Here is a 21,454-nt window from a genome sequence, read left to right as displayed (position 1 = left end):
ATTATCATCGCTTCCGGCTATTTCTTCATCCGAATTGGTGTTCGAATACAGGGATTCGGACCAGAAACTGGGGCAACCGTGAACCGCAAGATTTTCGCCGCAACGGCCACCACGACACTTGCCCTCCTGCTGGCCTCGTGCGGCGGCGGTAGTGGCGGCGGTGTGAGCAGCACGCCAACGCCGGTTCCGACACCCACACCCACGCCGACGCCTACACCCACGCCAACGCCTGCCCCAACCCCGACACCCACCCCTACGCCCACGCCTGCAAACACCTCGTTGAACGATCTCAAGGTTTCGGAATCGTTCGCTAATGTTGCGGCGAAGTTGCAGACCGTGGTGAGTTCGGACACGGGCCAGACTACTCAGGCCAGCGCGGCCAAGACGCCCCTTTCTATCTCATACGACGGAGCAACCGGCGGCTATCGCATCTCTGGGGACGGAGTAAACCAGTCCTTCGCGCGATCGGATGTGATCGCTTCCGGGCTTCGTCAGGTCGAGTTTCGCAAGGAGACGGGCAACACATCGGAAAGCCTGTTCCTGACAAGCAACTCCGGCGGAACTTGCTGCAGTTATGTTGGCGGCGGCCTCTACGAGAAACTGATAAACGGTTCTGGCCAGGTGTCTGCCACCGATCTGGCCTTCACTTACGGCTACCCATCGCTCCCATCGCAAGTGCCGACGACCGGCAAGGCGCTTTTCGGCACTTTCCTGTTCGGCACGCTGGTCACGGATACGGCGTACCGGCTCAGGGGATCCGGCGTCGTCGTTGTTGACTTTGCGACAGGACAGATCCGGACGCAGGGGCTGGCTCGCCAGACGCGTGTCTACGATAATGCCGATCAGGAAGGTCCCGAATGGGCCGGTAGTTCGCGCATCAGTTCCGGATCAAGCAGCTTTGATGGCGACTTCACCCTCGGCGGTGTTTCAGCGAAATGGGAGGGCGCATTTTATGGCCCGAGCGGCAACGAAGTCGGGGCCACTTTCTACGGGCAGTCGCCTGACAGCCGCGCCGCTTTCGCCGGCTTCATGATTGGCAAAGCCGGACCGACAGCCGAACTCTACCGGTTCATACCAGACCTTCCCTACGATGTGCTGTTCGAGACACAGGGCGCCAAAGTGCAGTTCCGCGTTGCAGACGGCTCATACACCTACAAGCCCGGCTCGTCGGAACAGGTCAGCCTCGCTGCAAAGGACATTGTTTCGGCCGAGTCTGACGCGCGCTACACAATATACCGCAAGATTGTCGCTGATGGGACAGAGCAGCTCAAGCTGTTCAATCCCGGTGGCGCCAATCCCGATATCAAGCTGTCCTATACGACCTTCGGCAATTTCTTGAAGACCATAGCGTCCGGGGCGGGCACGATCGAACAATCGTATTTCGCGGTGATGGGCGTTACCGGTCCTACCATCCTCGACAGCCCCCGGAACGGCAAGGCAACCTACAATGCCCAGATATATGGCGATGCCATGGCCGGGCTAAGCCCTCAGGTCCGGAAGGATTTGAGGGGGGCAGCCACGTTTCTCGTGAACTTTGATGCCAGCACCTTCGAAGGCTCGATGTTGCCGATCTTGATCAATCGCACCTCCGGGCAATCACTGGCATACGATCCCATACTCTTTACAAGCGGCTTCGCTTCAGGCCGCAGCTTCCTGTCGGATCTTTCTCAGAACAACGCGAAGGTGGGCTCCATGTCCGGGCTCTTTTATGGGCCGGATGGCGTTGAACTGGGCGGACAGTTCCAGTTCCGCATCACAGACGTTCACTTCAAGGATTCGTCCGGCTTCAATCCGGTGCTGTCGGCGCAGGGGGTAGTCGTGGGCAAACTCGTGCCGTGAACGCCTCGAGCCACGCTCACCGCGCGCAGTATTCGTAGCGCCCCGCCCGGCACGCCGCCACCGCGCGGCGCCATTCGGCCATGCGCTGCTCGTAATCGTCCTGGGCTTGCGCATAGGCGCGGTCGGCGTCGCGTCCTGAACGGCCATTGCGGGCGTCATGCTCGCGCCACGCGGCCCAGTCTTTCGCATAGCGGGCATCGCGTTCGCGCACGCGGGCGAGTTCCTGCTGGTTCAATTTGCGGATGATCGCGCGGTCGCGTTCGCGTGCCGCCTGCGTGCGCATCTGCGGGTCATAGGGATCATCCGCCAGCGCCACGCCCGGCAAGGCCACAACCCCAAGCGCCAGCGCGCTGCACATCGTCCGTACGTCCATTGCCTTGACCCTCATGTTCTGCGGCCTTGATCGCCTTGCGCGCGCATTGCCACAATCCACCTTGCGCCGAACCGTTTGCAGCCGGTCGCAGCGCTCGCGCGGTTCATCGCGGCACCGTGGGGGCGGGGCAGGGCGGCTCCCCCAAAGCCCATATTGCACCGCGTCCTCCCGCTCCCCACATGGCCAGGATCGCCGGGCCTTCTCCCGTGCCCGAATCCCTTGCGAAACCCGAACAAATATGGAACACCGCCGCGCATGTCCTTGACCACCATTTCCGTCCGCGGCGCCCGTGAACACAACCTCAAGGGGATCGACGTCGATCTCCCGCGCGACAGCCTGATCGTCATCACCGGCCTGTCCGGCTCGGGCAAGTCCAGCCTCGCCTTCGACACGATCTATGCCGAGGGCCAGCGCCGCTACGTGGAATCGCTGTCGGCCTACGCGCGCCAGTTCCTTGAGATGATGCAGAAGCCCGATGTCGAACATATCGACGGCCTCTCACCCGCCATTTCGATCGAGCAGAAGACCACCAGCCGCAACCCGCGCTCCACCGTGGCAACGGTCACCGAGGTGTACGACTACATGCGCCTGCTCTGGGCGCGCATCGGCATCCCCTACAGCCCTGCGACTGGCGAGCCGATCAGCGCACAGACCGTCAGCCAGATGGTCGATCGCGTCATGGCCCTGCCCGAGGGCACCCGCGCCTACCTGCTCGCCCCGGTCGTGCGCGGTCGCAAGGGCGAATACCGCCGCGAACTCGCCGAATGGCAGAAGGCCGGCTACACCCGCGTCCGCATCAACGGCGAGATCATGCCGATCGAGGATGCCCCGGCGCTCGACAAGAAATTGAAGCACGACATCGAGGTTGTGGTGGACCGCATCGCCGTGCGTGACGGCATCCAGACCCGCCTGGCCGACAGCTTCGAACAGGCGCTCAAGCTGGCCGACGGCCTCGCCTACGTCGATCTCGCCGATGGCGTCGTCCCCGGCCGCGAAGAGGAAGCGGACGCCAAGGGCAAGACGGGAGCGATGAAGAAGACGGGCCTGCCCGCCAACCGCATCGTCTTCTCCGAAAAGTTCGCCTGCCCCGTCAGCGGCTTCACCATCGAGTCCATCGAACCGCGCCTGTTCTCGTTCAACGCCCCCCAGGGCGCGTGCCCCGCCTGCGATGGCCTCGGCGAAAAGCTCCTGTTCGATCCCCAGCTCGTCGTCCCGAACGAGAACCTCTCCTTGAAGCAGGGCGCGGTCGTCCCCTGGGCCAAGAGCAACCCGCCGTCGCCCTATTACATGCAGGTCCTCGCCAGCCTCGCCGCGCATTTCGGCTTCAGCCTCGATACGCCGTGGGACGCGCTTCCGGCCGAGGTCAAGATCGTCATTCTCTATGGCACCGCCGGCAAGGCCGTGCCCCTGACCTTCATCGACGGCAAGAAGTCCTACACCGTCAACAAGGCCTTCGAAGGCGTGATCGGCAACCTCAACCGCCGCATGCTGCAGACCGAATCTGCGTGGATGCGCGAGGAACTCGGCAAGTTCCAGACCGCGCAACCGTGCGAGACTTGCGAGGGCAAGCGCCTCAAGCCCGAGGCGCTGTCGGTCAAGGTCGCGGGCCGCGATATCTCCTCCATCACCCGCCTCTCCGTCGCCGCCGCGGTCGAATGGTACGCCAATCTCGACAGCCAGCTCACCAGCCAGCAGAGCCAGATCGCCCGCGCCATCCTCAAGGAAATCAACGAGCGTCTCGGCTTCCTCAATAATGTCGGCCTCGATTACCTCAACCTCGATCGCACTTCCGGCACCCTCTCCGGCGGCGAGAGCCAACGCATCCGCCTCGCCAGCCAGATCGGCTCGGGCCTCTCCGGCGTGCTCTACGTGCTCGACGAACCGAGCATCGGCCTCCACCAGCGCGACAACGACCGCTTGCTCGAAACGCTCAAGCGCCTGCGCGATCTCGGCAACACCGTGATCGTGGTCGAGCATGACGAGGACGCCATCCGCACCGCCGACCACGTCGTCGATCTCGGCCCCGGCGCGGGCGTCCACGGCGGCGAGATCGTCGCGCAGGGCACGCTCGACGACATTCTGGGCAACCCCAACAGCCTCACCGGCCAGTACCTCACCGGCGCCCGCCGCATCGAAGTCCCGGCCAAGCGCCGCCCCGGCAACGGCCTGTTCATCAGCGTCGAGGGCGCGCGCGCCAACAACCTCCAGAACGTCAGCGCGAAGATCCCGCTCGGCACCTTCACCTGCGTCACCGGCGTTTCCGGCTCGGGCAAGTCGAGCTTCACCATCGACACGCTCCACGCCGTCGCCGCCCGCACGCTCAATGGCGCGCGGGTGATCGCCGGCGCGCACGACAAGGTCACCGGGCTTGAGAACTGCGACAAGGTGATCGAGATCGACCAGTCGCCCATCGGCCGCACCCCCAGGTCCAACCCCGCCACCTACACCGGCGCCTTCACCCTGATCCGTGACTGGTTCGCCGGCCTCCCGGAGAGCGCCGCGCGCGGCTACAAGGCCGGCCGCTTCAGCTTCAACGTCAAGGGCGGCCGCTGCGAGAAGTGCCAGGGCGATGGCCTGATCAAGATCGAGATGCACTTCCTGCCCGACGTCTACGTGACGTGCGAGGAGTGCGACGGCAAGCGCTACAACCGCGAAACGCTCGAGGTGAAGTTCAAGGGCCACTCCATCGCCGACGTGCTCGACATGACGATCGAGGACGCCGAGGAGTTCTTCAAGGCCGTCCCCCCGATCCGGGACCGGATGCACATGCTCAACGAAGTGGGCCTGGGCTACGTCAAGGTCGGCCAGCAGGCGACGACGCTGTCGGGCGGCGAGGCGCAGCGCGTCAAGCTCGCCAAGGAACTCGCCCGCCGCAGCACGGGGCAGACGCTCTACATCCTCGACGAGCCCACCACCGGCCTCCACTTCGAAGACGTGCGCAAGCTGCTGGAAGTCCTCCACCGCCTCGTCGAACAGGGCAACTCGGTCGTCGTGATCGAACACAACCTCGACGTGATCAAGACCGCCGACTGGATCATCGACCTCGGCCCCGAAGGCGGCGTCCGCGGTGGCGAAATCGTCGCCGAAGGCACCCCGGAGCTAGTGGCCAAGAACCCGAGAAGTTTCACAGGCCAATACATGGCCCCGTTGTTGAAGCGCTAGTTCCTCCCCGCCCGCTCATCCTGAGCTTGGCGAATGGGTATAGCTGAGGGGAGCCTTGGCCTAAATGTAAGCTAACTGCGTACAACTAGGGGTCTTGGGTCATGATGGCGAGCTTGGAATTATGTAAGCTTTCGCGGAAATGCCGTACTTGCATTAACCAAAGACATTATGTATTTAGTTTTGGCCACTCGCGTTAGGCGGGTGGGAGCACTGTTTAGGATGTCAAGTGCGCAGCTGCGTACGATGGCAATGAGAGCTGTGATAATTTGAGTCATGGTGACCTCGCCTAGATGGAGTGTGGATGTAATCATCGCCACAACGATATTATAGCACACTAGGTATAAGCGGACCGGCCTTGCCGGGAGTAAGGTTAGTAACCCGGAGGATATGGGACGAACGGAATCCTCTGCCTCCGGGTACGCACCGGACAGTGATGAGTTTGATCCTCGCACTGACGATTTCGTCTCTAAGGAGCGAAGCTACCTACACTTTGACCTTCGGCTTTCGGAAGCTCGGCGAACCGGCCTTAGCTTTTCCGCACATCAAGTTTGTACCCATGATTTTTGGCCATTGCTCGCTTACGACAGCGTGGAGCGGCGGGCAAAGAAGGACGCCTCGGGGCGCACCATCTTTCAGGAAAAAGTAAGGCCGATTAAGTTTGCAGCCCATTTGGATGCGGCTTTACTCGAATGGTATGGATGTAAACTTGGATCGCGCTATGAGACCTACCTTGCACATCGTCCTTTCTCGACCTCGATACTAGCGTATAGGGCGGGTGTAGGCGATAATATCTCGCACGCTTCGGCTTTATTTCAAGAAATCAAGCTTCGTGGTGAATGTACTGCGATCGCAGTGGATATTAGCGGCTTTTTTGATCATATAAGCCATCATGTTTTATTAGATGCATTGGGCAAGATACTGGGCGCTTCGCGACTGCCAGAACCGGATTTCAAAATATTTGAATTCATGACTAAGTTCTCTTGGGTGGAGGCCGACGCGCTAAAGGTGCGGTTAGCAGGTCGTTATGCCAAGAAAGGACGTATCTGTAGCGCGGAAGAATTTAGAACCTTAGTAAGGCGGCGAAGCGACTCGCTCGTGCAAAGAAATAGAAATACATTTGGGATTCCGCAAGGTACTCCACTCTCTGGTTTATACGCTAACATAAGTATGTTAACGGTTGATCAAAATATCAGCGATTTTGCGCGACAGCATGGAGGAAGTTACAGGCGCTACTCTGATGATATTGCGCTTGTGGTGCCGAGATCTGTTGACTCCACAGTAGTCGTAGCAATGATAGAAAATGCGCTCCAAGCCGTTGGCTTGACTTTGAGTGCGCACAAGACCGAAGTGAGTCAGTTCACATTGGTTCCAGAAGGTCAAATTTCGGATAAGCCGTTCCAATACCTTGGATTTACATTTGACGGCAAGAAAACATTAATAAGACAATCTTCACTTAACCGATATTATGCAAAGATGCATAAAGGTATTCGAGCCAAAGTTCGGGCTGCCAAACAAAAAGGTATTCCTCGAGAAGAAATTTACCTGCGTGAGCTTTACAGGAAGTACACGCATTTCGGAAGGTCGCGAAATTTTCCTCGATATGCTTATCGAGCTGCTAGAATCTTAAAAGCACCTGAAATTCGGGCGCAGATGAGGGGTCATTTCCGCCTCTTCAAAGCAGCACTTTTGCATTATTTAGATCGTGCTTATATTTGAATTTAGGCCGCGTTTTTTCAGATTTCAGGACACCGGTCCACGTTCCCCTTCTCTTCTGCTTTTCCCATATCACGTCACAAAACCATTTTCCTACACCCCCCATCCTCGCCTAGAAGTTCCCGTTTCGTTCCAAACGGGAGCCGCCCATGCCGCACGCCGCCGATCCGCATCAGCCTTCCTCCTTTGGTCGAGGGTGGATTCCCGCGAGCCGGGACATCGGGCTTCCTGATGATGCTCTGCCTGCGGTCGGCGCGAGGGGGCAGGGGCGCGCGGCTTCAACTCCCCTCCCGCAGGCGGGAGGGGTTAGGGGTGGGCATTCGCCGTCAGGCGAACATGAGGGCCGTGGGCATTCGCCGATAGGCGAGGGGGCTTTCGCGTTTAGGGAAGAAGAAGGAAGGGCCCACCCCCGGCCCCTCCCGCTTGCGGGAGGGGGGATCGAGGGCAGTCCTTCAGCACTCCTCCACCCCAACCAGTTCACGCCCACGCGCATCTCGCTGTTTCTCGAACATCTCAGCCGCCATGGGCAGGTGCGGGCGGCGGCGCAGGTGGCGGGGGTGTCTTCGCAGACGGCCTATGTCCGCCGTCGCCGCGATCCGGCCTTTGCCGCCGCGTGGGACGCCGCGCTGCTCCATGCGCGCGAGGCGGCCGAGCAGGTGCTCGCCACCCGCGCGCTCCACGGCACCACCGAGACGATCTGGTTCCGGGGCGAGGCGGTGGGCGAGCGGCGGCGCTTCGACGCGCGCCTGCTGCTGGCGCACCTCGCCCGGCTCGACGCCCGCGCCGCGCAGGCCCCGCAAGCCGTCCATCACCTTGCCGAGGACTTCGACCACATGCTCCTCGCGCTCGCCGCGGGGGAGGATACCGCCGCCGCCACCGGCCTCGCCGATCCGGCGCGTGAACGCTTCCTCGCCCGCTGCGCCCGCGAAGCCGAACAGGACTTCAAGCGCGCCTGCCCCTATCCCGCCGACGACGAACCGGACGAGGCCTGGGACGACTGGGACGAAGCCCACAAGCGCTACATCGCGCAAGCCGCCGAACTCGCCCGCCAGACCTGGACCACCCGCACCGCCGAAACCCAATCCCGCCTCGCTGCGCTGTTCGCCGAAGAGGAGGAGGACGAGGAACCCACCCAAACCCCCGTCGCCCCGGCGCAGGCCGGGGCCCATGTCGACGACGTCGTGAGGTCAACCGCTGAAATGGATCCCGGCCTCCGCCGGGATGACGGGGCGGGAGGTGGGGAAACCACCCCTGAACCGTGTAAACCGCGTAAACCCCTCGGCGTGCTGCGGTGCGGGACTTCGGCTCCGGCGCTGCTGTCAGGCGGCCTCAATTGGCCGTTTCAAGCGCCTCGCCAGCTTCAAGCCATGCCGCTTCCGCTTCCTCCAGCGCCTGCGCAACCTTGCTTCGCCGCTGCGACAGCTCACCCATCGTGAGCTTGGCGAATTCCGGCGCGGCGCTGCCCGGTTCGAACATCGCGCGGTCGATCTGGGCAAGCTCGGCCTGCAATTTGGCCACGCGCTTTTCGGCCTCGGTCTGCTTCTTCTGCAGCGCCTTGTACGTATCGCGCGCCGCGGCCCGCGCCTTGCGGTCCTGCGCGTTGCCGCCCTTGGCCTGCTGCTCGGACGCCCCCTCGGTCTTGGGCTGGTTGCGGCCGAGGATGAAGTCGATGTAGTCCTCGATGCTGCCGTCGAACGGCTTGGCGGTGCCGCCGTCGACGAGGACCAGGCGGTCGGCGACCAGTTCGGCCATGTGCCGGTCGTGGCTGATCAGGATCACCGCGCCCTTGTAGGCATTCAATGCCTGCACCAGCGCCTCGCGCGCATCGATGTCGAGGTGGTTGGTTGGCTCGTCGAGCACCAGCATGTGCGGCGCGTCGCGGGTGACGAGGGCGAGGGCAAGGCGGGCGCGCTCACCGCCCGACAGCGTGCCGACCGCGCTCGTCGCGCGGTTGCCCGAGAAGCCGAAGCGCCCGAGCTGCGCGCGGACCGCGGCGGGGCTCTTGCCCTCCATCGCCCGCGTCATCAGTTCGAGCGGGGTGCCGCCATCGGCGATCTCCTCGACCTGGTACTGGGTGAAGTACCCGACCTGCATCTTCCCCGTCGCCGTCATCGCCCCGTCCATCGGCGTCAGCTGCGCGGCGAGCAGGCGGGCGAGCGTGGTCTTGCCGTTGCCGTTGCGTCCGAGCAGCGCGATGCGGTCATCCGGATCGATGCGCAGGTTGAGCCGCTGCAGCACCGGCTTGCCGGGGGTGTAGCCGACAGACGCGAGGTCGAGCGTGATCAGCGGCGGGCGCAGTTCCTCGGGGTCGGGAAAGTCGAAGCTGAGCGAGGGATCCTCGACCACTGCCGCGATCGGCTGCATCTTGGCCAGCATCTTGGCGCGCGACTGCGCCTGCTTGGCGGTCGATGCGCGGGCGGAATTGCGGGCGATGTAGTCGCGGAGCCGGTCGGCCTGGGCTTCCTGCGCCGCACGCGCCGCCGCCTGCTGTGCCAGCCGCTCGTTGCGCTGGCGTTCGAAGCTGTCATAGCCGCCGGGGTAGAGCGTAAGCTTGCCAGCGTGGAGGTGGACGATGTGGTCCGCCACGTTGTTGAGCAGGTCACGCTCGTGGCTGATCAGCAGCAGCGTGCCGGGATAGGCCTTGAGGAAGTTCTCCAGCCACAGCGTCGCTTCGAGATCGAGGTGGTTCGATGGCTCGTCAAGCAGCAGCACGTCGGGCGCGGAGAAGAGCAGCGAGGCGAGCGCAACGCGCATCCGCCAGCCGCCGGAGAAGCTGTCGAGCGGAGCGGCCTGCATGGCCTCGTCAAAGCCGAGGCCGATCAGGATGCGCGCGGCGCGGGCGTCGGCGGAGTAGGCGTCGATCGCGAGCAGACGGTCGTGGACATCGCCGAGCCGGTCCGGGTCGGTGCAAGTCTCGGCCTCTGCAAGCAGCTGCGTGCGTTCGACATCGGCGGCGAGCACGGTTTCGAACGGCGTGGCACTTCCGGCGGGTGCTTCCTGGGCGAGGTAGCCGAGACGCGTACGGCGCGGCATTTCGATCGCGCCTTCGTCCGGCTCGATCTCGCCGATGATCGCCTTGACCAGCGTCGACTTGCCCGCCCCGTTGCGCCCGACCAGACCGACGCGGGCGCGTGGCGGCACGGCGACCGAGGCGCGGGAAATGATGTCGCGTCCGCCGAGGCGCACGGTGATGCCGTTGATGGTAAGCATGGAAAAAGGACGCGTCCGCTTCGGATATTCAGGGAAATTCGGGCGCGCGAGTCCCTGTCACACTCCCCCGGTGTAGGCAAGCGAAGTTGAAACCCATCAGGCCGGGCGGGCTATCTCACCTCCGCACCGCAAAGGCATACGGGATGTAGAGAAACACCTCGGTATTGCTGACTTGTGCCCAGGCGATGGCGCGATCGAGCCCGGTGACTTCGACGCCGTAACCCGCGCCGTAGGGGCTTGCAGCCTGAAGCGCGCTTCTGGCGATGCGGGCGTTGATCTCCTCGCGGTACTGCTCCGGGTTGACGATTGTCAGTGCCATCGTGCCGAGCTGGCGGATCTCGGAGCGGCCCGTGGCGGGCACGGCCTTGACGAAGGCGGAGACCTTGCGCTGGGCGTCGTCGATCGTGCCGGTGAGCTTGGCCTTGATCAGCAGCCGTGCGGTGGCGGTACTGCCGTCGTCCTCGAAGCCCGGCTGGACCTTGCCGTTGCCTTCGTCCTCGTCCTCGTCATCGTCATAGCTGTCGTCATCATCCTCGTCATCAGAGGTGGTGGCAGGGCTGGCGAGGGCGGGGAACAGGGTGCGCCAGTTCTCTCGCGTGACTTCCTTTACCTCGAGTTCGCCGGTGACAAGACTGAGGCCATCGCGGCTGGCGCGGTCGAGCGCGGCGAGCAGCATGGCCTGCACTTCGCTTCGGCGCATGTCCTCGCTGCGGGAGTCGGAGCCGATCTCGATGCGGCGCACGACACCGTCTGCTGTCCGGCGCAGGCCGACGGCCGGGCGTCGGTCGAGATAGGGCAGGCTGGTCATCACCGACGGCAGCCTCTCGCTGCGCTTTTGCGCCGTAACGATGACTTCGCCCATGCTGTCATCCTCCTGCGCTGACACTTGCGGGGGCGTGGCGAGCATTGCGAGCGCGACAATGCGTGACAAGGTGCGAGGGATCATGGCGCGGTCCTCCCATCGAACTGCCTCGGAGTTATCGCGTAGCGGTATGGGATATAGAGGAAGACATCGCTGGGGCTGGCCTGAGTCCAGATCACCTGCCCATCCACACCGGTCACGCTGAACGTGAAGTCCGGCCCGAAGATGCCGGCAGTGGTGCGCGCATCCTGGGCGACAAGGGCAAGGATCTTCTCGCGGTACTGGTCAGGATTGTCGACGCTGAGCGAGGTGACGGCGGACGTCTCGACCGTCGCGCGGCCATTGCCTTTTAGCGAAGCGATGAACGCCTTGAGCTTGTCCTGCGTGGCGCGGGACGATCCCTCGAGCTTGCCCCTGACCATCAGTTCGATTCGGCTGGTGTCCACCCGGCCAGCGGGCAATTGCGGCAGGCTGCTGTAGTTCGCTTTTGTCACGGGTTCGAGCTGCACGGTTCCGGTCACCAATTGAAAACCCGACGCGGCGGCGCGATCAATGGCAGCGAGCAGTGCGGCGTCGATCTCGCTGCGGCGGGTAGCGGCGTCGCGGGTGTCGGAGACGATTGTCAGGTTCATGACCATGCCATCTGCCTGACGGCGCAGACCGACGACCGGGCGGTCCTTTTGCCAGAAGCGGGCGTCATTGCGGCTGGCGCTGACCAGCACCTCGCCGAGGCCCGCGGGTTGCGCGGTTGCCGAACTCGCGCCAAACCCCACGAGCAAGGGGACAATCCCCAAAAGCATTCGCATCAGTGCTGCCTCCCCCTCCAACCATTTGCCGGGGTGGATGCTACGGTGGAGGCGGCCTGCGGCCAAGGCAATTCATCCGCGCGCACGCGCAGCGGGAATGACTTCCACAGGATCGTTAAGGATGATGGTGGGCCCGGCAGGACTTGAACCCGCGACCTAGCCGTTATGAGCGGCCAGCTCTAACCAACTGAGCTACAGGCCCATCGCGATTTCCGCTAGCGGGGCGGTGCGTGGTTTGCAAGCACTTGAGCGGGCTTCTTGCGGCCGAAGGTCGTCAGACTTGCGCGGCGGCGATGATCTCGCGGACGCAGGTCGAACGGACGCGATTATGGGCGAGATGGGCGAAGACGCCGCGCCACCAATCATAGAACTGGTCGAGGTCATCCTCGCTGCGGACATAGGGTGTGTAGCCCGGTCGAAGCGAGGGGCTGTGGAAGGAGAACACGAGCAGGGGCAGCTGGTTTTCCAGAGCCATGTCGATGCCGGTCACTGCCTCTTCGAGCGTCACGCCTTCGGGAGTGAGCGGAATGCGATCGAGCAAGCCGAGCCGGGCGAGTGCGCCGCGAAGGCGTGGCACGCGCCACATCGATGGGTAGAGCGCGGGACCATGGCGGCGCAGGTGCCCGGCGAAAACCGTGGTGAGCGGCATTTCCATCAGACCGTTGCGGCGGTCGATCCACCAAGGGCGCAAGGGGTGCTCGCGGAAGTTGGGGCCGCCGGTGGAGCTGTAATCGAAGCGCGAGCGGACCGAGGTGTCGATGGCGATGGCGCAATCGGACAGGACTGCTGCGGTATTCGGACCGACACCGTAGCGTCCGGCGCGGTAGATCAGCGGGCCGACCCCGAAGGCCTGCTCGATGGTGTCGCGCAGCTTGCGGAACTTGGCACGTTCCAGATCGACCGGAAGATTGCCGGCGAAGCTGTTGTGAACATTGACAAGTTCATCATAGGGCGGGTTGACCCAGGGGTGCAACTGCACGCCGATCTCAGCGCGCCCGGCGGAAACGGCGGCGCCGAGGACCTCGGCAGCGCGTGGGTCGCTCGCCACAGGGTAGTCGACAAGGTAGACCGGGACAACGCCCAGGCCCTCGCAGAACTGCTGGAATTTGGCGAGGCGTGGGATGTGGTCGAGGCCGTGACTGGTGCGATCCAGCGGCTTGGTCCAGTCAAATTCCTCTTCCGTATCGACCGTCAGGATAAACCGGGTGCCGAATTCGGGTGCGAAGGTGACGAAGTCCTCCGGCGATGGCAGGCGGAGGATTTCCGGAGAGGCAGAGGCGATCATGCGCGGGCCTGCAACGGCACGGTACCGCCCGGCGGTTCGTCTGCCAGCGGAATCCTGACAACGAACTGCGAACGCTCCCGCAGCAGGGTTCCGCCGCCGGATTCGAACTCTGCACGCGCGAGGCGCAAGGCGAAGCCGTTGCCGAGCATTGCCGAGGCGGCCAGCACCCCGCCACCAGCCGGTGCTTCGGGCGCGAAGAGGGCAGCATCGTCGAGCCGGTCAAGCGCGGCGGGAAGCGTTACCGCCAAGGCGGCAAAGCGCTCGTGCCGTTCAAGCGCGATGGTGATGCGCTCGCCCGGCGCGACGCTGGTGGCGACGACCGAAAGCAGGCGCCACACGCTGCGTTCGATTTCATCGGCAGCGAATGCCACGGCGAGCGGGCCTTGCGGCATGCTGACGGCGAGGCGGACGTTGCGGGCAGACAGAACAGGGGAGACCTGTTCGACCAGGCTTGCGACCAGCGCTGCCGCATCGGCCAGCCCGGTGTCGATCTCCAGCGCGCGCGATTCCAGCTTAACCAGACGCTCGATCTCTTCGAAGCCGGCGAGCATCTGTGCCGCGTCGGCTGCGATGCTGGCGGCCATGGCGCGGTATTGGTGAGGGGTGGTGCCGAAGACCTGGCTCTGGATCATCTCGGCAAAGCCCTGGATGGCGTTGATCGGCGTGCGCAGCTCGTGCAGTAGCTGGCGCAGGCGATCGGCTTCGACCGCGGCGGCGGGCACTGCGGGGGGCAGTTCGGGTGCCGACGCTTCGACAAGGCGGCGCAGGCGCAGGTGGTAGCCAGCAAACCGCCCGCCATCGCGCGCGAAGATCGGGGTGCCATCGGCCTGCCATGAGCCGGATACCAGATCGGGCCCCTCGATCGACACCAAGCCTGCTTCGATCGGCTGGCGCTGCCGGAATGCACGAGCGGTGGTTTCATCGCACCGAATCGGCGCGGTGGCGTCGGCACAGAACAGGTGGCTGCCAAGCAGTACCCCCGGCGGGTCGATGCCTGCGTGAACGACAAGCCCAAGCGCATCCGTGCGCAGGTCAATCGCAGTGACCGGCTTGCGCGGGGCGGCGTTTTCCTCGCCGAATGGCAGGAGCGGGGCAAGCCCGTCGCCGCGAGCGGCCTGAGGCGCGGTGGCCTCGCGTTCCTCGCGCTTGCGACGGAAGGCTTCGATCCGGCGGACGATTGCGCCGATGCCATCGTCTGCCGAAACGGGTTCGGGCAAAGGCGGGGCGGCATCGGACAGGAGCGGCGCGGGGGCTTCCGGTTCGGGCAGCGGAGCGGCCTCGATTTCAGGGCGGTCGTGTTCGACTGCGTCCGGCGCCTCCGGCTGGGGCAGGAGGAAATCGTTGATGCCGAGGCGCGAGAGCAGCTGGCGAACCGGCTCCCCCAGATCGGCGCGATGGCGTACGAAGCCACGTGCCTGCACCGGCAGGCGCGGGATCACGGCGAGCCAGTCCTCGTCGGTCAGCCGCGCGGCCGATACTGCGGCGGCTGCGGTGCGGGGGCCGCCCTGGGCAAAATGGTAAACCAGGACGGCAGAGCGGTGCGGGGCTGAGCGAAGAACGGCGGCGCATTCCTCGTCGGTCAACATGGCGCAAAGCGAATCCATGCGCTGGAGCGCGCCCGCATGCTGCCGATTCCATGCGGCGAGCGGCACCGGGCCGAGCAGATCGACCAACTGGCGCAGCTGCGTTCTGGCTGCCGTCTTGCCGGCCGCGTGGGTGCGCAGCACGGTCTCAAGGCGGTCGTCAACGATCATCAGAGCTCCGCGTGTGGCCTTTCATGCACCGTAGCGTGAAGCTCCGGACAGGTTGCTAGTCCGCTGAACTAGCCCGGAGAAGGCTAACAAATCGTGCCGGTGGCGTGAAGGTGACTATCCACTGCGTTGCAATGTGGGACGGTTGCAGTATGAAACAATAAAATTATCTTGGACGGTAGATTTTGTGCGGAAAGTTGCGACTCACGCTTCTTTCCGAATTCCCCGACCGGGGTCAAACGAAACGGACGAACACGAAGAATGGCAACCCTTGATGGTATCGACCGGCGCCTGCTTGCCGAATTGCAGGCCGAGGGCCGGGTGACCAACGTAGAGCTGGCGCAGCGCGTCGGACTTACCGCGCCGCCCTGCCTACGCCGGGTGCGCGCACTGGAAGATGCCGGCGTTATCCGCGGTTACCACGCTGATCTTGATTCCTCGAAGCTGGGTTTTGCGATCACCGTCTTCGCGCTGGTCAGCCTCAAGAGCCAGGCCGAGGAATCGCTGCGCCAGTTCGAAGACCACATGCGCACGCTGCCCGAAGTGCGTGAATGCCACATGCTCAATGGCGAGATCGACTTCATCCTCAAGATCGTCAGCCGCGACCTGCAGAGCTTCCAGGAATTCCTGACCAGCAAGCTGACGCCTGCGCCCAACGTGGCGAGCGTCAAGACCTCGCTGACGATCCGCACCGCAAAGCAGGTGCCGGGCGTTCCGCTGGAGGATTGAAAGCGGCTTCTGTTGAGTACGCTATCTGCATCCGCAGATAGCTTTGCGGCACCGGCCCGCTCCCCCGCCCGGCCAACCACGAGAGTACCCTGAATGGGTGGCCGGGCGGGGGAGCGGGCCGGTGCCGCAAGTCCCTGACGGATGTCAGGGGCGGATCAAGACGAAGACGCCGCGCGTTCGTGATGGCGGATCACTTCCTGGATGATGAAGCGCAGGAACTTTTCCGAGAACTCGGGATCGAGCTTGGCGTCCTCGGCCAGCTTGCGCAGGCGCGTGATCTGGCGCTCTTCACGGCCCGGATCGGATGCGGGGAGCTTGTTGGCAGCCTTGTAGGCGCCGACGGCCTGGGTGATGCGGAAGCGTTCGGCAAGGATGTGGATCATCGCCGCGTCGATGTTGTCGATGGACTGGCGATAACTTGCCAGAACCGGATCTTCGCTCATTCCCATTCCCCGTCCAAAGGTCGTAACGCGCCGCTACAGTGCAAGTTGCGTCTTGCCAAGCGCCCGCCTTGTCGCCAAGCGGTCTAGCCGATGACTGCCACCGTCCATACCCTGCCGCGCAAGGCCGAACCTTCGCTGGCGCCGATGATGGCCCTCGTTGCCGAGGGCATGAACAGCGTCAACGCCGTGATTCTCGACCGGATGCAATCGCGCATTCCGCTGATCCCGACCCTGGCCGGGCACCTGATCGCCGGTGGCGGAAAGCGCATGCGCCCGATGCTCACGCTCGCCAGCGCCTCACTGCTGGGATACGGCGGATCGCGGCACTACAAGCTGGCGGCGGCGGTGGAGTTCATCCACACCGCAACGCTGCTGCATGATGACGTGGTCGACGGTTCGGACATGCGGCGCGGCAAGAAGACCGCGAACATCGTCTATGGCAACCCGGCCACGGTGTTGGTGGGCGACTTTCTGTTCAGCCGCAGCTTCGAACTGATGGTCGAGGACGGCAGCCTCAAGGTGCTGCGCATCCTCTCGAACGCTTCGGCGGTGATCTCCGAGGGCGAGGTCGACCAGCTGGTGGCGCAGCGGCAGATCGAGACGACCGAGGAAATGTACCTCGACATCATCGCGGCCAAGACGGCTGCGCTGTTCTCTGCGGCGTGCCGGATCGCCGCGGTGGTGGCCGAGCGTGACGAGGCTGACGAGCTGGCGCTCGATTCCTACGGCCGGAACCTTGGCATCGCGTTCCAGCTGGCCGACGATGCGATCGACTATGATTCCGAAGTCGCCGAAATGGGCAAGGATCAGGGCGACGACTTCCGCGAAGGCAAGATGACCCTGCCGGTGATCCTCGCGTATGCGCGGGGCGACGCGGAGGAGCGCAAGTTCTGGCAGGAGGCGATTGCGGGCGACCGCTCTTCGGACGAAGACCTTGCCCACGCCATCGAGCTGATCCGCCGGCACGATGCCGTGAACGCCACGCGCGAGCGGGCGCGGATGTATGCGCAGCGGGCGATCGATGCGATTGCCGGTTTCCCGGCCAGTGCGGCCAAGGTCGCCATGACCGAAGCCGCGCTCTTCGCCGTGGCGCGGAGATTCTGATCCAGTTTCATAAACATAACGGGAGAGCCTGATGCAGCATCGTCGCCTCGGCCGGTCGGCCATTGTCGTTTCCGACATCTGCATGGGGACGATGACCTTCGGCAGCCAGGTGGACGAGGCCGAAGCGCTGCGGGTGCTCGATCGCTGCTATGACGCGGGGATCAACTTCTACGATACCGCCGAAGGCTATCCGGTGCCGCCGGATGTGAAGTGGGTGGGGCGGACGGAAGAGATTGTCGGCAAATGGCTCAAGACCAAGCCGCGCGATGCTATCGTGGTGGCAACCAAGGTTTCCGGCCCGAGCCACGTGTGGTTCCGCTCACCCTGCCGCAGCGGCATGACTGCGCTCGACCGGCGCAACATCGAAACGGCGATAGATGCGAGCCTGAAGAAGCTCGGCACCGATTACATCGATCTGTACCAGACCCACTGGCCCGACCACGACACGCCCTATGACGAGACGATGGAAGTGCTGCACGAGCTGGTGCAGGCGGGGAAGGTGCGGATCACCGGCTGTTCGAACGAGACGAGCTGGGGCCTGATGAAGTCGCTGGCCACCGCCGAACGGCTTGGCACAGTGCGCTACCAGACGATCCAGAACAATTTCAGCCTTAACAACCGCCGCTTCGAGGACGAATTGGCGCAGGTGTGCCGCAAGGAGGGCGTAAGCCTGATCCCCTATTCGCCAATCGCTGGCGGGGTGCTTTCGGGCAAGTACAACGGTGGAGCAAGGCCTGAGGGCGCGCGGTTCTCGCGCTATCTCGCGATGGAGGGGCGGCAGGCGCAGATGGGCAAGCGCTTCGTCAACGATCGCAGCATCGCCGCGACCGAACGATTCATGGGCGTTGCCGCAGAGGCCGGGCTTGATCCGGTGACGATGGCCGTGGCCTGGTCCAAACAACACGACTTCGTCGCTTCGACCATCGTCGGCGTCGGGGCCGAAGGTCAGCTCGACGCGATCCTCGCCGCTGCCGATCTGGTGCTGAGCGACGATGTGATGAAGGCAATCGACAAGGTTAGCCGCGAAATACCTTACCCCATGGGCTGAGGTTACTTGCGCCTGCCAAATCGCCGCCACAACCAGTAGCAACTGCCGCCGCAGACCGCGCCGACGCCAAGCATGACGGAGCCGATCATCGCGCCGCTGAACAGCAGGCCGGTGGTCAGCGCCACGACGAATTCCAGCGTGCTCTTCATCTCTCCCGGCCCTAACATGCTTGCTCGGTATCGACCATGAACGATCTGTAAGGGGCTGCGTTTCCCGGAGCGTTGCCTTGGGCGGGCAAAGGCCGTTAAGGCGCATGGCGTGAACGACCTGCCGATCCACGCCGTGCTGCCCGACCTGCTTTCTGCCCTGCGCGCGGGGCCGAGCGCGGTGCTGATCGCGCCGCCGGGGGCGGGCAAGACGACCGCGGTTGCGCCAGCCTTGCTGGGCGAGACGTGGTGCAGCGGACAGGTCATCGTGCTGTCGCCGCGGCGTGTGGCGGCGCGCGCGGCGGCTGAGCGGATGGCGGAACTGCTGGGCGAGGAGGCCGGGCAGACGATTGGCTATGTTACGCGCCTCGATGCGAAGCGCTCTGCCCGAACGCGGGTGATCGTGATGACCGAGGCGATCTTCGTCTCGACCATCCTGAACGATCCGGAATTGCAGGGCATTTCCGCCGTGCTGTTCGATGAGGCGCACGAGCGGCACCTCGATAGCGACCTCGGGCTGGCGCTGGCGGTGGAGGCGCAAGGGGTGCTGCGCGAGGATTTGCGCATCGTGGTGATGTCAGCGACCATCGACGGATCGCGGTTCGCCGCGTTGCTTGGCGATGCCCCGGTGGTGGAGAGCGAAGGCAAGGCGCATCCTCTGACGGTCAAGTGGCTGGGTGCGCGGCCCGATGTCAAGATCGAGGCAGCGATGGCCTCTGCAATCCAGACGGCGTGGCGGGAGGAGACGGGGGATATCCTCGCGTTTCTGCCGGGCGTCGCACAGATCGAGCGGACGGCAGAACTGCTGGCTGAGCGCTTGCCGCAGGCGCTGGTGTTGCCGCTGCATGGGCAGGTGGAGCCCGCAGGGCAGCGCGCGGCGATCCGGCGTGATGCGCAAGGGCGGCGGCGGATCGTGCTGGCGACGAGCATTGCCGAGACCTCGCTGACGCTGGATGGCGTATCGGTGGTGGTCGACGCGGGCCTTTCGCGGCGGGCGGAGTTCGACAAGGCCGCAGGGGTGACGCGGCTAGTGACGACGCGGGCGAGCCAGGCTTCGGCGGCGCAGCGGGCGGGGCGTGCGGCGCGGCAGGGGCCGGGCGTGGCCTATCGCCTGTGGGAAGAGGCGGCACACGCGGGGCGACCGGCGTTTGATCCGCCCGAGGTGGTCACGAGCGATCTGGCCCCGTTGGCGCTGACGCTGGCGCAGTGGGGGGCGGGCGATCCGGCGGGGATGGCTTGGCTCGATCCTCCGCCAACGGCTGCGATGGCCGCGGCGCGAGGGGCCTTGCAGGCCTTGGGTGCGCTGGCCCTTCGACAGGCTCAGGGTGAGCGGGATCATTTCGAGATTACCGTACATGGCCGAGCGATGGCGCGCCTGCCGATGGAGCCCGCATTGGCGCACATGCTGTTGTTTGCTGCAGAGCGCGGACAGGCCGACGAGGCAGCGCGACTTGCCCTGTTGCTGCAGGAGCGTGGCCTTGGCGGACGCGGCGAGGATCTGGCGCGGCGGCTGGACCGCTGGGCGGGCGAGCGCGGGAGCAGGGCCGAGGCATCGCGCAAGCTGGCGGCGCGGTGGGCGGAGCTTGCCAACAAGGTGCTTCGACAAGCTCAGCATCAGCGGGTTTCAGACGGGTTCGAGCCGGGTTCCGATGCCAAGCCCGCTCGTCCTGAGCCTGTCGAAGGACGCAAGAGCGAGGTGCCGTTGGGCGTGCTTCTGGCCGAGGCGTTTCCCGACCGGATTGCGCGGGCGCGGGGGTCTTCGGGCGAGGAGTGGCTGGCGTCGGGCGGGCGAGGCTATCGGCTCGATTCGGCATCGCCGCTGGCGACGGCGAAGTGGCTGGTTATCGGAGACGCGCAAGGCGAGGCCAAGGGCGCGCGGATCACGGCGGCGATTGCGCTGGAGGATGAAGAGGTTACGCGCTTCCTTTCTCACCGGATGGAGGAGCGGCATTCGCTGGCCTGGAACGCGGGGGAGGGGCGCGTTGAAGCGCGACTGGAGCGCAAGCTGGGGGCGATTGTGCTGGCGCGGGTGCCTGACCCGAAGCCTGATGCCGAAGCGGTTGCCATCAAGCTGATCGAGGTGGTGCGTGATGGCGGGCTTGAGCTTTTGCGGCTGGGCGACGCGGCCAAGGCGCTGATCGTGCGGGCCGGGTATGCGGGACTGGTGGCTCTGACCGAAGAAGCTCTGCTGGACGAGCTGGAGGACTGGCTGGGGCCATTGCTGGCGGGGAGGCGCGATCTGCAGATCGGCGCGGGCAGGCTGCACGAGGCACTGCTGAACCGGCTCGACTGGAACGAGCGGCAGGCGCTCGACAAGCTGGCCCCGGCCGAGTTCCGCTCGCCTGCCGGTACCAGCCACGCGATCGACTATGGTCATGAAGGCGGGCCTTGCGTGGAATTGCGGGTGCAGGCGCTGTTCGGGCTGGAGCGGCATCCTTGCGTGGGGCAACCGCCAAGACCGCTGTTGCTCAGCCTGACCAGTCCTGGCGGCAAGCCGATCCAGACGACGGCCGACCTGCCCGGATTCTGGCGCGGATCGTGGCGCGATGTGGTCAAGGACATGAAGGGCCGCTACCCCAAGCATCGCTGGCCGGACGAGCCTTGGGCCGAGGACCCGAGCCTCAAGACCAAGAACGCCTTCAACGCGCAAAAGCGGACTTGATTTGCAGCCTGATTCGTGTGCAAGCGCGAAGCCATGTCAGCACGCATCTATCAGCGCCCGAAGAACGCCATGCAGTCCGGCAAGGCCCGGACCAGCGACTGGCTGCTCGAATTCGAACCCGCCGAGGCACGCCGTCCCGACCCGCTGATGGGCTGGGCCGGATCGGGCGACACGCAGAGCCAGGTGACGCTTGCGTTCAATTCGCAGGAAGAAGCGCAGGCCTATGCGGATCGCTATGGCATCGAAGTGCGGGTGATCCCGACGCCGCCGCGCAAGCTGAAGCTGCAGAGCTACGCGGATAATTTTCGTTAGTCAGGTGCG

At 64.4% G+C, this 21,454-nt stretch carries 17 protein-coding genes and 1 tRNA gene; 9 read left to right on the top strand and 9 right to left on the bottom strand.

From position 1 onward, the window contains the following. Positions 1–279 precede the first annotated feature (279 nt). Entirely contained in the window at positions 280–1,839 is a 1,560-nt protein-coding gene (locus tag ACZ1JY_RS05815; protein WP_465130658.1) for a transferrin-binding protein-like solute binding protein, read from the top strand. Positions 1,840–1,855: 16 nt separating this feature from the next. On the opposite strand, the gene ACZ1JY_RS05810 is transcribed toward ACZ1JY_RS05815, so the two are convergent. Then, complete coding sequence (locus ACZ1JY_RS05810; RefSeq protein WP_465130657.1) at positions 1,856–2,227, bottom strand: hypothetical protein; 372 nt, start codon at positions 2,225–2,227, stop codon at positions 1,856–1,858. 240 nt (positions 2,228–2,467) lie between these two features. Here ACZ1JY_RS05810 and uvrA point away from each other — a divergent pair, with 240 nt between their 5' ends. The 3 genes from uvrA (at position 2,468) to ACZ1JY_RS05795 (ending at position 8,523) form a co-directional block, all read left to right on the top strand. Then, on the top strand, positions 2,468–5,374 hold the full coding sequence (gene uvrA, locus ACZ1JY_RS05805; protein WP_465130656.1) for an excinuclease ABC subunit UvrA: 2,907 nt from the start codon (positions 2,468–2,470) through the stop codon (positions 5,372–5,374). A gap of 387 nt (positions 5,375–5,761) precedes the next feature. Next, complete coding sequence (gene drt2 / locus ACZ1JY_RS05800; protein WP_465130655.1) at positions 5,762–7,090, top strand: antiviral reverse transcriptase Drt2; 1,329 nt, start codon at positions 5,762–5,764, stop codon at positions 7,088–7,090. Positions 7,091–7,644: 554 nt separating this feature from the next. Beyond that, positions 7,645–8,523: a hypothetical protein gene (locus tag ACZ1JY_RS05795; protein ID WP_465130654.1), complete on the top strand. Its 879-nt coding sequence runs from the start codon at positions 7,645–7,647 to the stop codon at positions 8,521–8,523. Here the strand turns inward: ACZ1JY_RS05795 and ACZ1JY_RS05790 are convergent. The 6 genes from ACZ1JY_RS05790 to ACZ1JY_RS05765 form a co-directional block, all read right to left on the bottom strand. Beyond that, positions 8,417–10,297: an ABC-F family ATP-binding cassette domain-containing protein gene (locus ACZ1JY_RS05790; protein WP_465130653.1), complete on the bottom strand. Its 1,881-nt coding sequence runs from the start codon at positions 10,295–10,297 to the stop codon at positions 8,417–8,419. The genes ACZ1JY_RS05795 and ACZ1JY_RS05790 overlap by 107 nt on opposite strands. 115 nt (positions 10,298–10,412) lie before the next feature. Continuing rightward, positions 10,413–11,243: a hypothetical protein gene (locus ACZ1JY_RS05785; RefSeq protein ID WP_465130652.1), complete on the bottom strand. Its 831-nt coding sequence runs from the start codon at positions 11,241–11,243 to the stop codon at positions 10,413–10,415. Further along, the gene (locus ACZ1JY_RS05780; protein WP_465130651.1) at positions 11,240–11,965 is read right to left on the bottom strand and encodes a TonB-dependent receptor; all 726 of its coding nucleotides are present in this window, start codon (positions 11,963–11,965) and stop codon (positions 11,240–11,242) included. The genes ACZ1JY_RS05785 and ACZ1JY_RS05780 overlap by 4 nt, the downstream gene beginning before the upstream one ends. Positions 11,966–12,090: 125 nt before the next feature. Further along, positions 12,091–12,167 (bottom strand) — tRNA-Ile (locus ACZ1JY_RS05775). Positions 12,168–12,239: 72 nt separating this feature from the next. Continuing rightward, entirely contained in the window at positions 12,240–13,250 is a 1,011-nt protein-coding gene (locus tag ACZ1JY_RS05770) for a polysaccharide deacetylase family protein (RefSeq protein WP_465130650.1), read from the bottom strand. Continuing rightward, positions 13,247–15,004, bottom strand: coding sequence for a sensor histidine kinase (locus tag ACZ1JY_RS05765; RefSeq protein WP_465130649.1), 1,758 nt, complete (start codon positions 15,002–15,004; stop codon positions 13,247–13,249). The genes ACZ1JY_RS05770 and ACZ1JY_RS05765 overlap by 4 nt, the downstream gene beginning before the upstream one ends. Positions 15,005–15,262: 258 nt before the next feature. Here ACZ1JY_RS05765 and ACZ1JY_RS05760 point away from each other — a divergent pair, with 258 nt between their 5' ends. Next, positions 15,263–15,730: an Lrp/AsnC family transcriptional regulator gene (locus ACZ1JY_RS05760; RefSeq protein WP_118073449.1), complete on the top strand. Its 468-nt coding sequence runs from the start codon at positions 15,263–15,265 to the stop codon at positions 15,728–15,730. A 155-nt stretch (positions 15,731–15,885) separates the two neighbouring features. Here ACZ1JY_RS05760 and ACZ1JY_RS05755 read toward each other — a convergent pair whose 3' ends face one another. After that, entirely contained in the window at positions 15,886–16,173 is a 288-nt protein-coding gene (locus ACZ1JY_RS05755) for a chorismate mutase (protein ID WP_118073450.1), read from the bottom strand. 90 nt (positions 16,174–16,263) lie between these two features. Here ACZ1JY_RS05755 and ACZ1JY_RS05750 point away from each other — a divergent pair, with 90 nt between their 5' ends. Further along, positions 16,264–17,277 carry a polyprenyl synthetase family protein gene (locus ACZ1JY_RS05750; protein WP_118073451.1) on the top strand — a complete coding sequence of 338 codons (1,014 nt, stop codon included), beginning with the start codon at positions 16,264–16,266 and terminating at the stop codon, positions 17,275–17,277. Between the two features lie 31 nt (positions 17,278–17,308). Beyond that, positions 17,309–18,325 (top strand): aldo/keto reductase, encoded by a 1,017-nt coding sequence (locus ACZ1JY_RS05745; RefSeq protein WP_465130648.1) that lies wholly within the window; start codon positions 17,309–17,311, stop codon positions 18,323–18,325. A gap of 2 nt (positions 18,326–18,327) precedes the next feature. On the opposite strand, the gene ACZ1JY_RS05740 is transcribed toward ACZ1JY_RS05745, so the two are convergent. Then, positions 18,328–18,474 carry a hypothetical protein gene (locus ACZ1JY_RS05740; RefSeq protein WP_465130647.1) on the bottom strand — a complete coding sequence of 49 codons (147 nt, stop codon included), beginning with the start codon at positions 18,472–18,474 and terminating at the stop codon, positions 18,328–18,330. 109 nt (positions 18,475–18,583) lie between these two features. Here ACZ1JY_RS05740 and hrpB point away from each other — a divergent pair, with 109 nt between their 5' ends. Both hrpB and ACZ1JY_RS05730 read left to right on the top strand, forming a co-directional pair. Further along, complete coding sequence (hrpB, locus tag ACZ1JY_RS05735) at positions 18,584–21,133, top strand: ATP-dependent helicase HrpB (protein WP_465130646.1); 2,550 nt, start codon at positions 18,584–18,586, stop codon at positions 21,131–21,133. A gap of 33 nt (positions 21,134–21,166) precedes the next feature. Continuing rightward, positions 21,167–21,445 carry an ETC complex I subunit gene (locus ACZ1JY_RS05730; RefSeq protein ID WP_118074704.1) on the top strand — a complete coding sequence of 93 codons (279 nt, stop codon included), beginning with the start codon at positions 21,167–21,169 and terminating at the stop codon, positions 21,443–21,445. Positions 21,446–21,454: the final 9 nt, after the last annotated feature.

The organism is Novosphingobium sp. BL-A-41-Hi4B-X5A (assembly GCF_055521705.1).
Note: the sequence above shows the minus strand (reverse complement) of the source record. Positions and strands in the feature narration are given on the sequence as shown.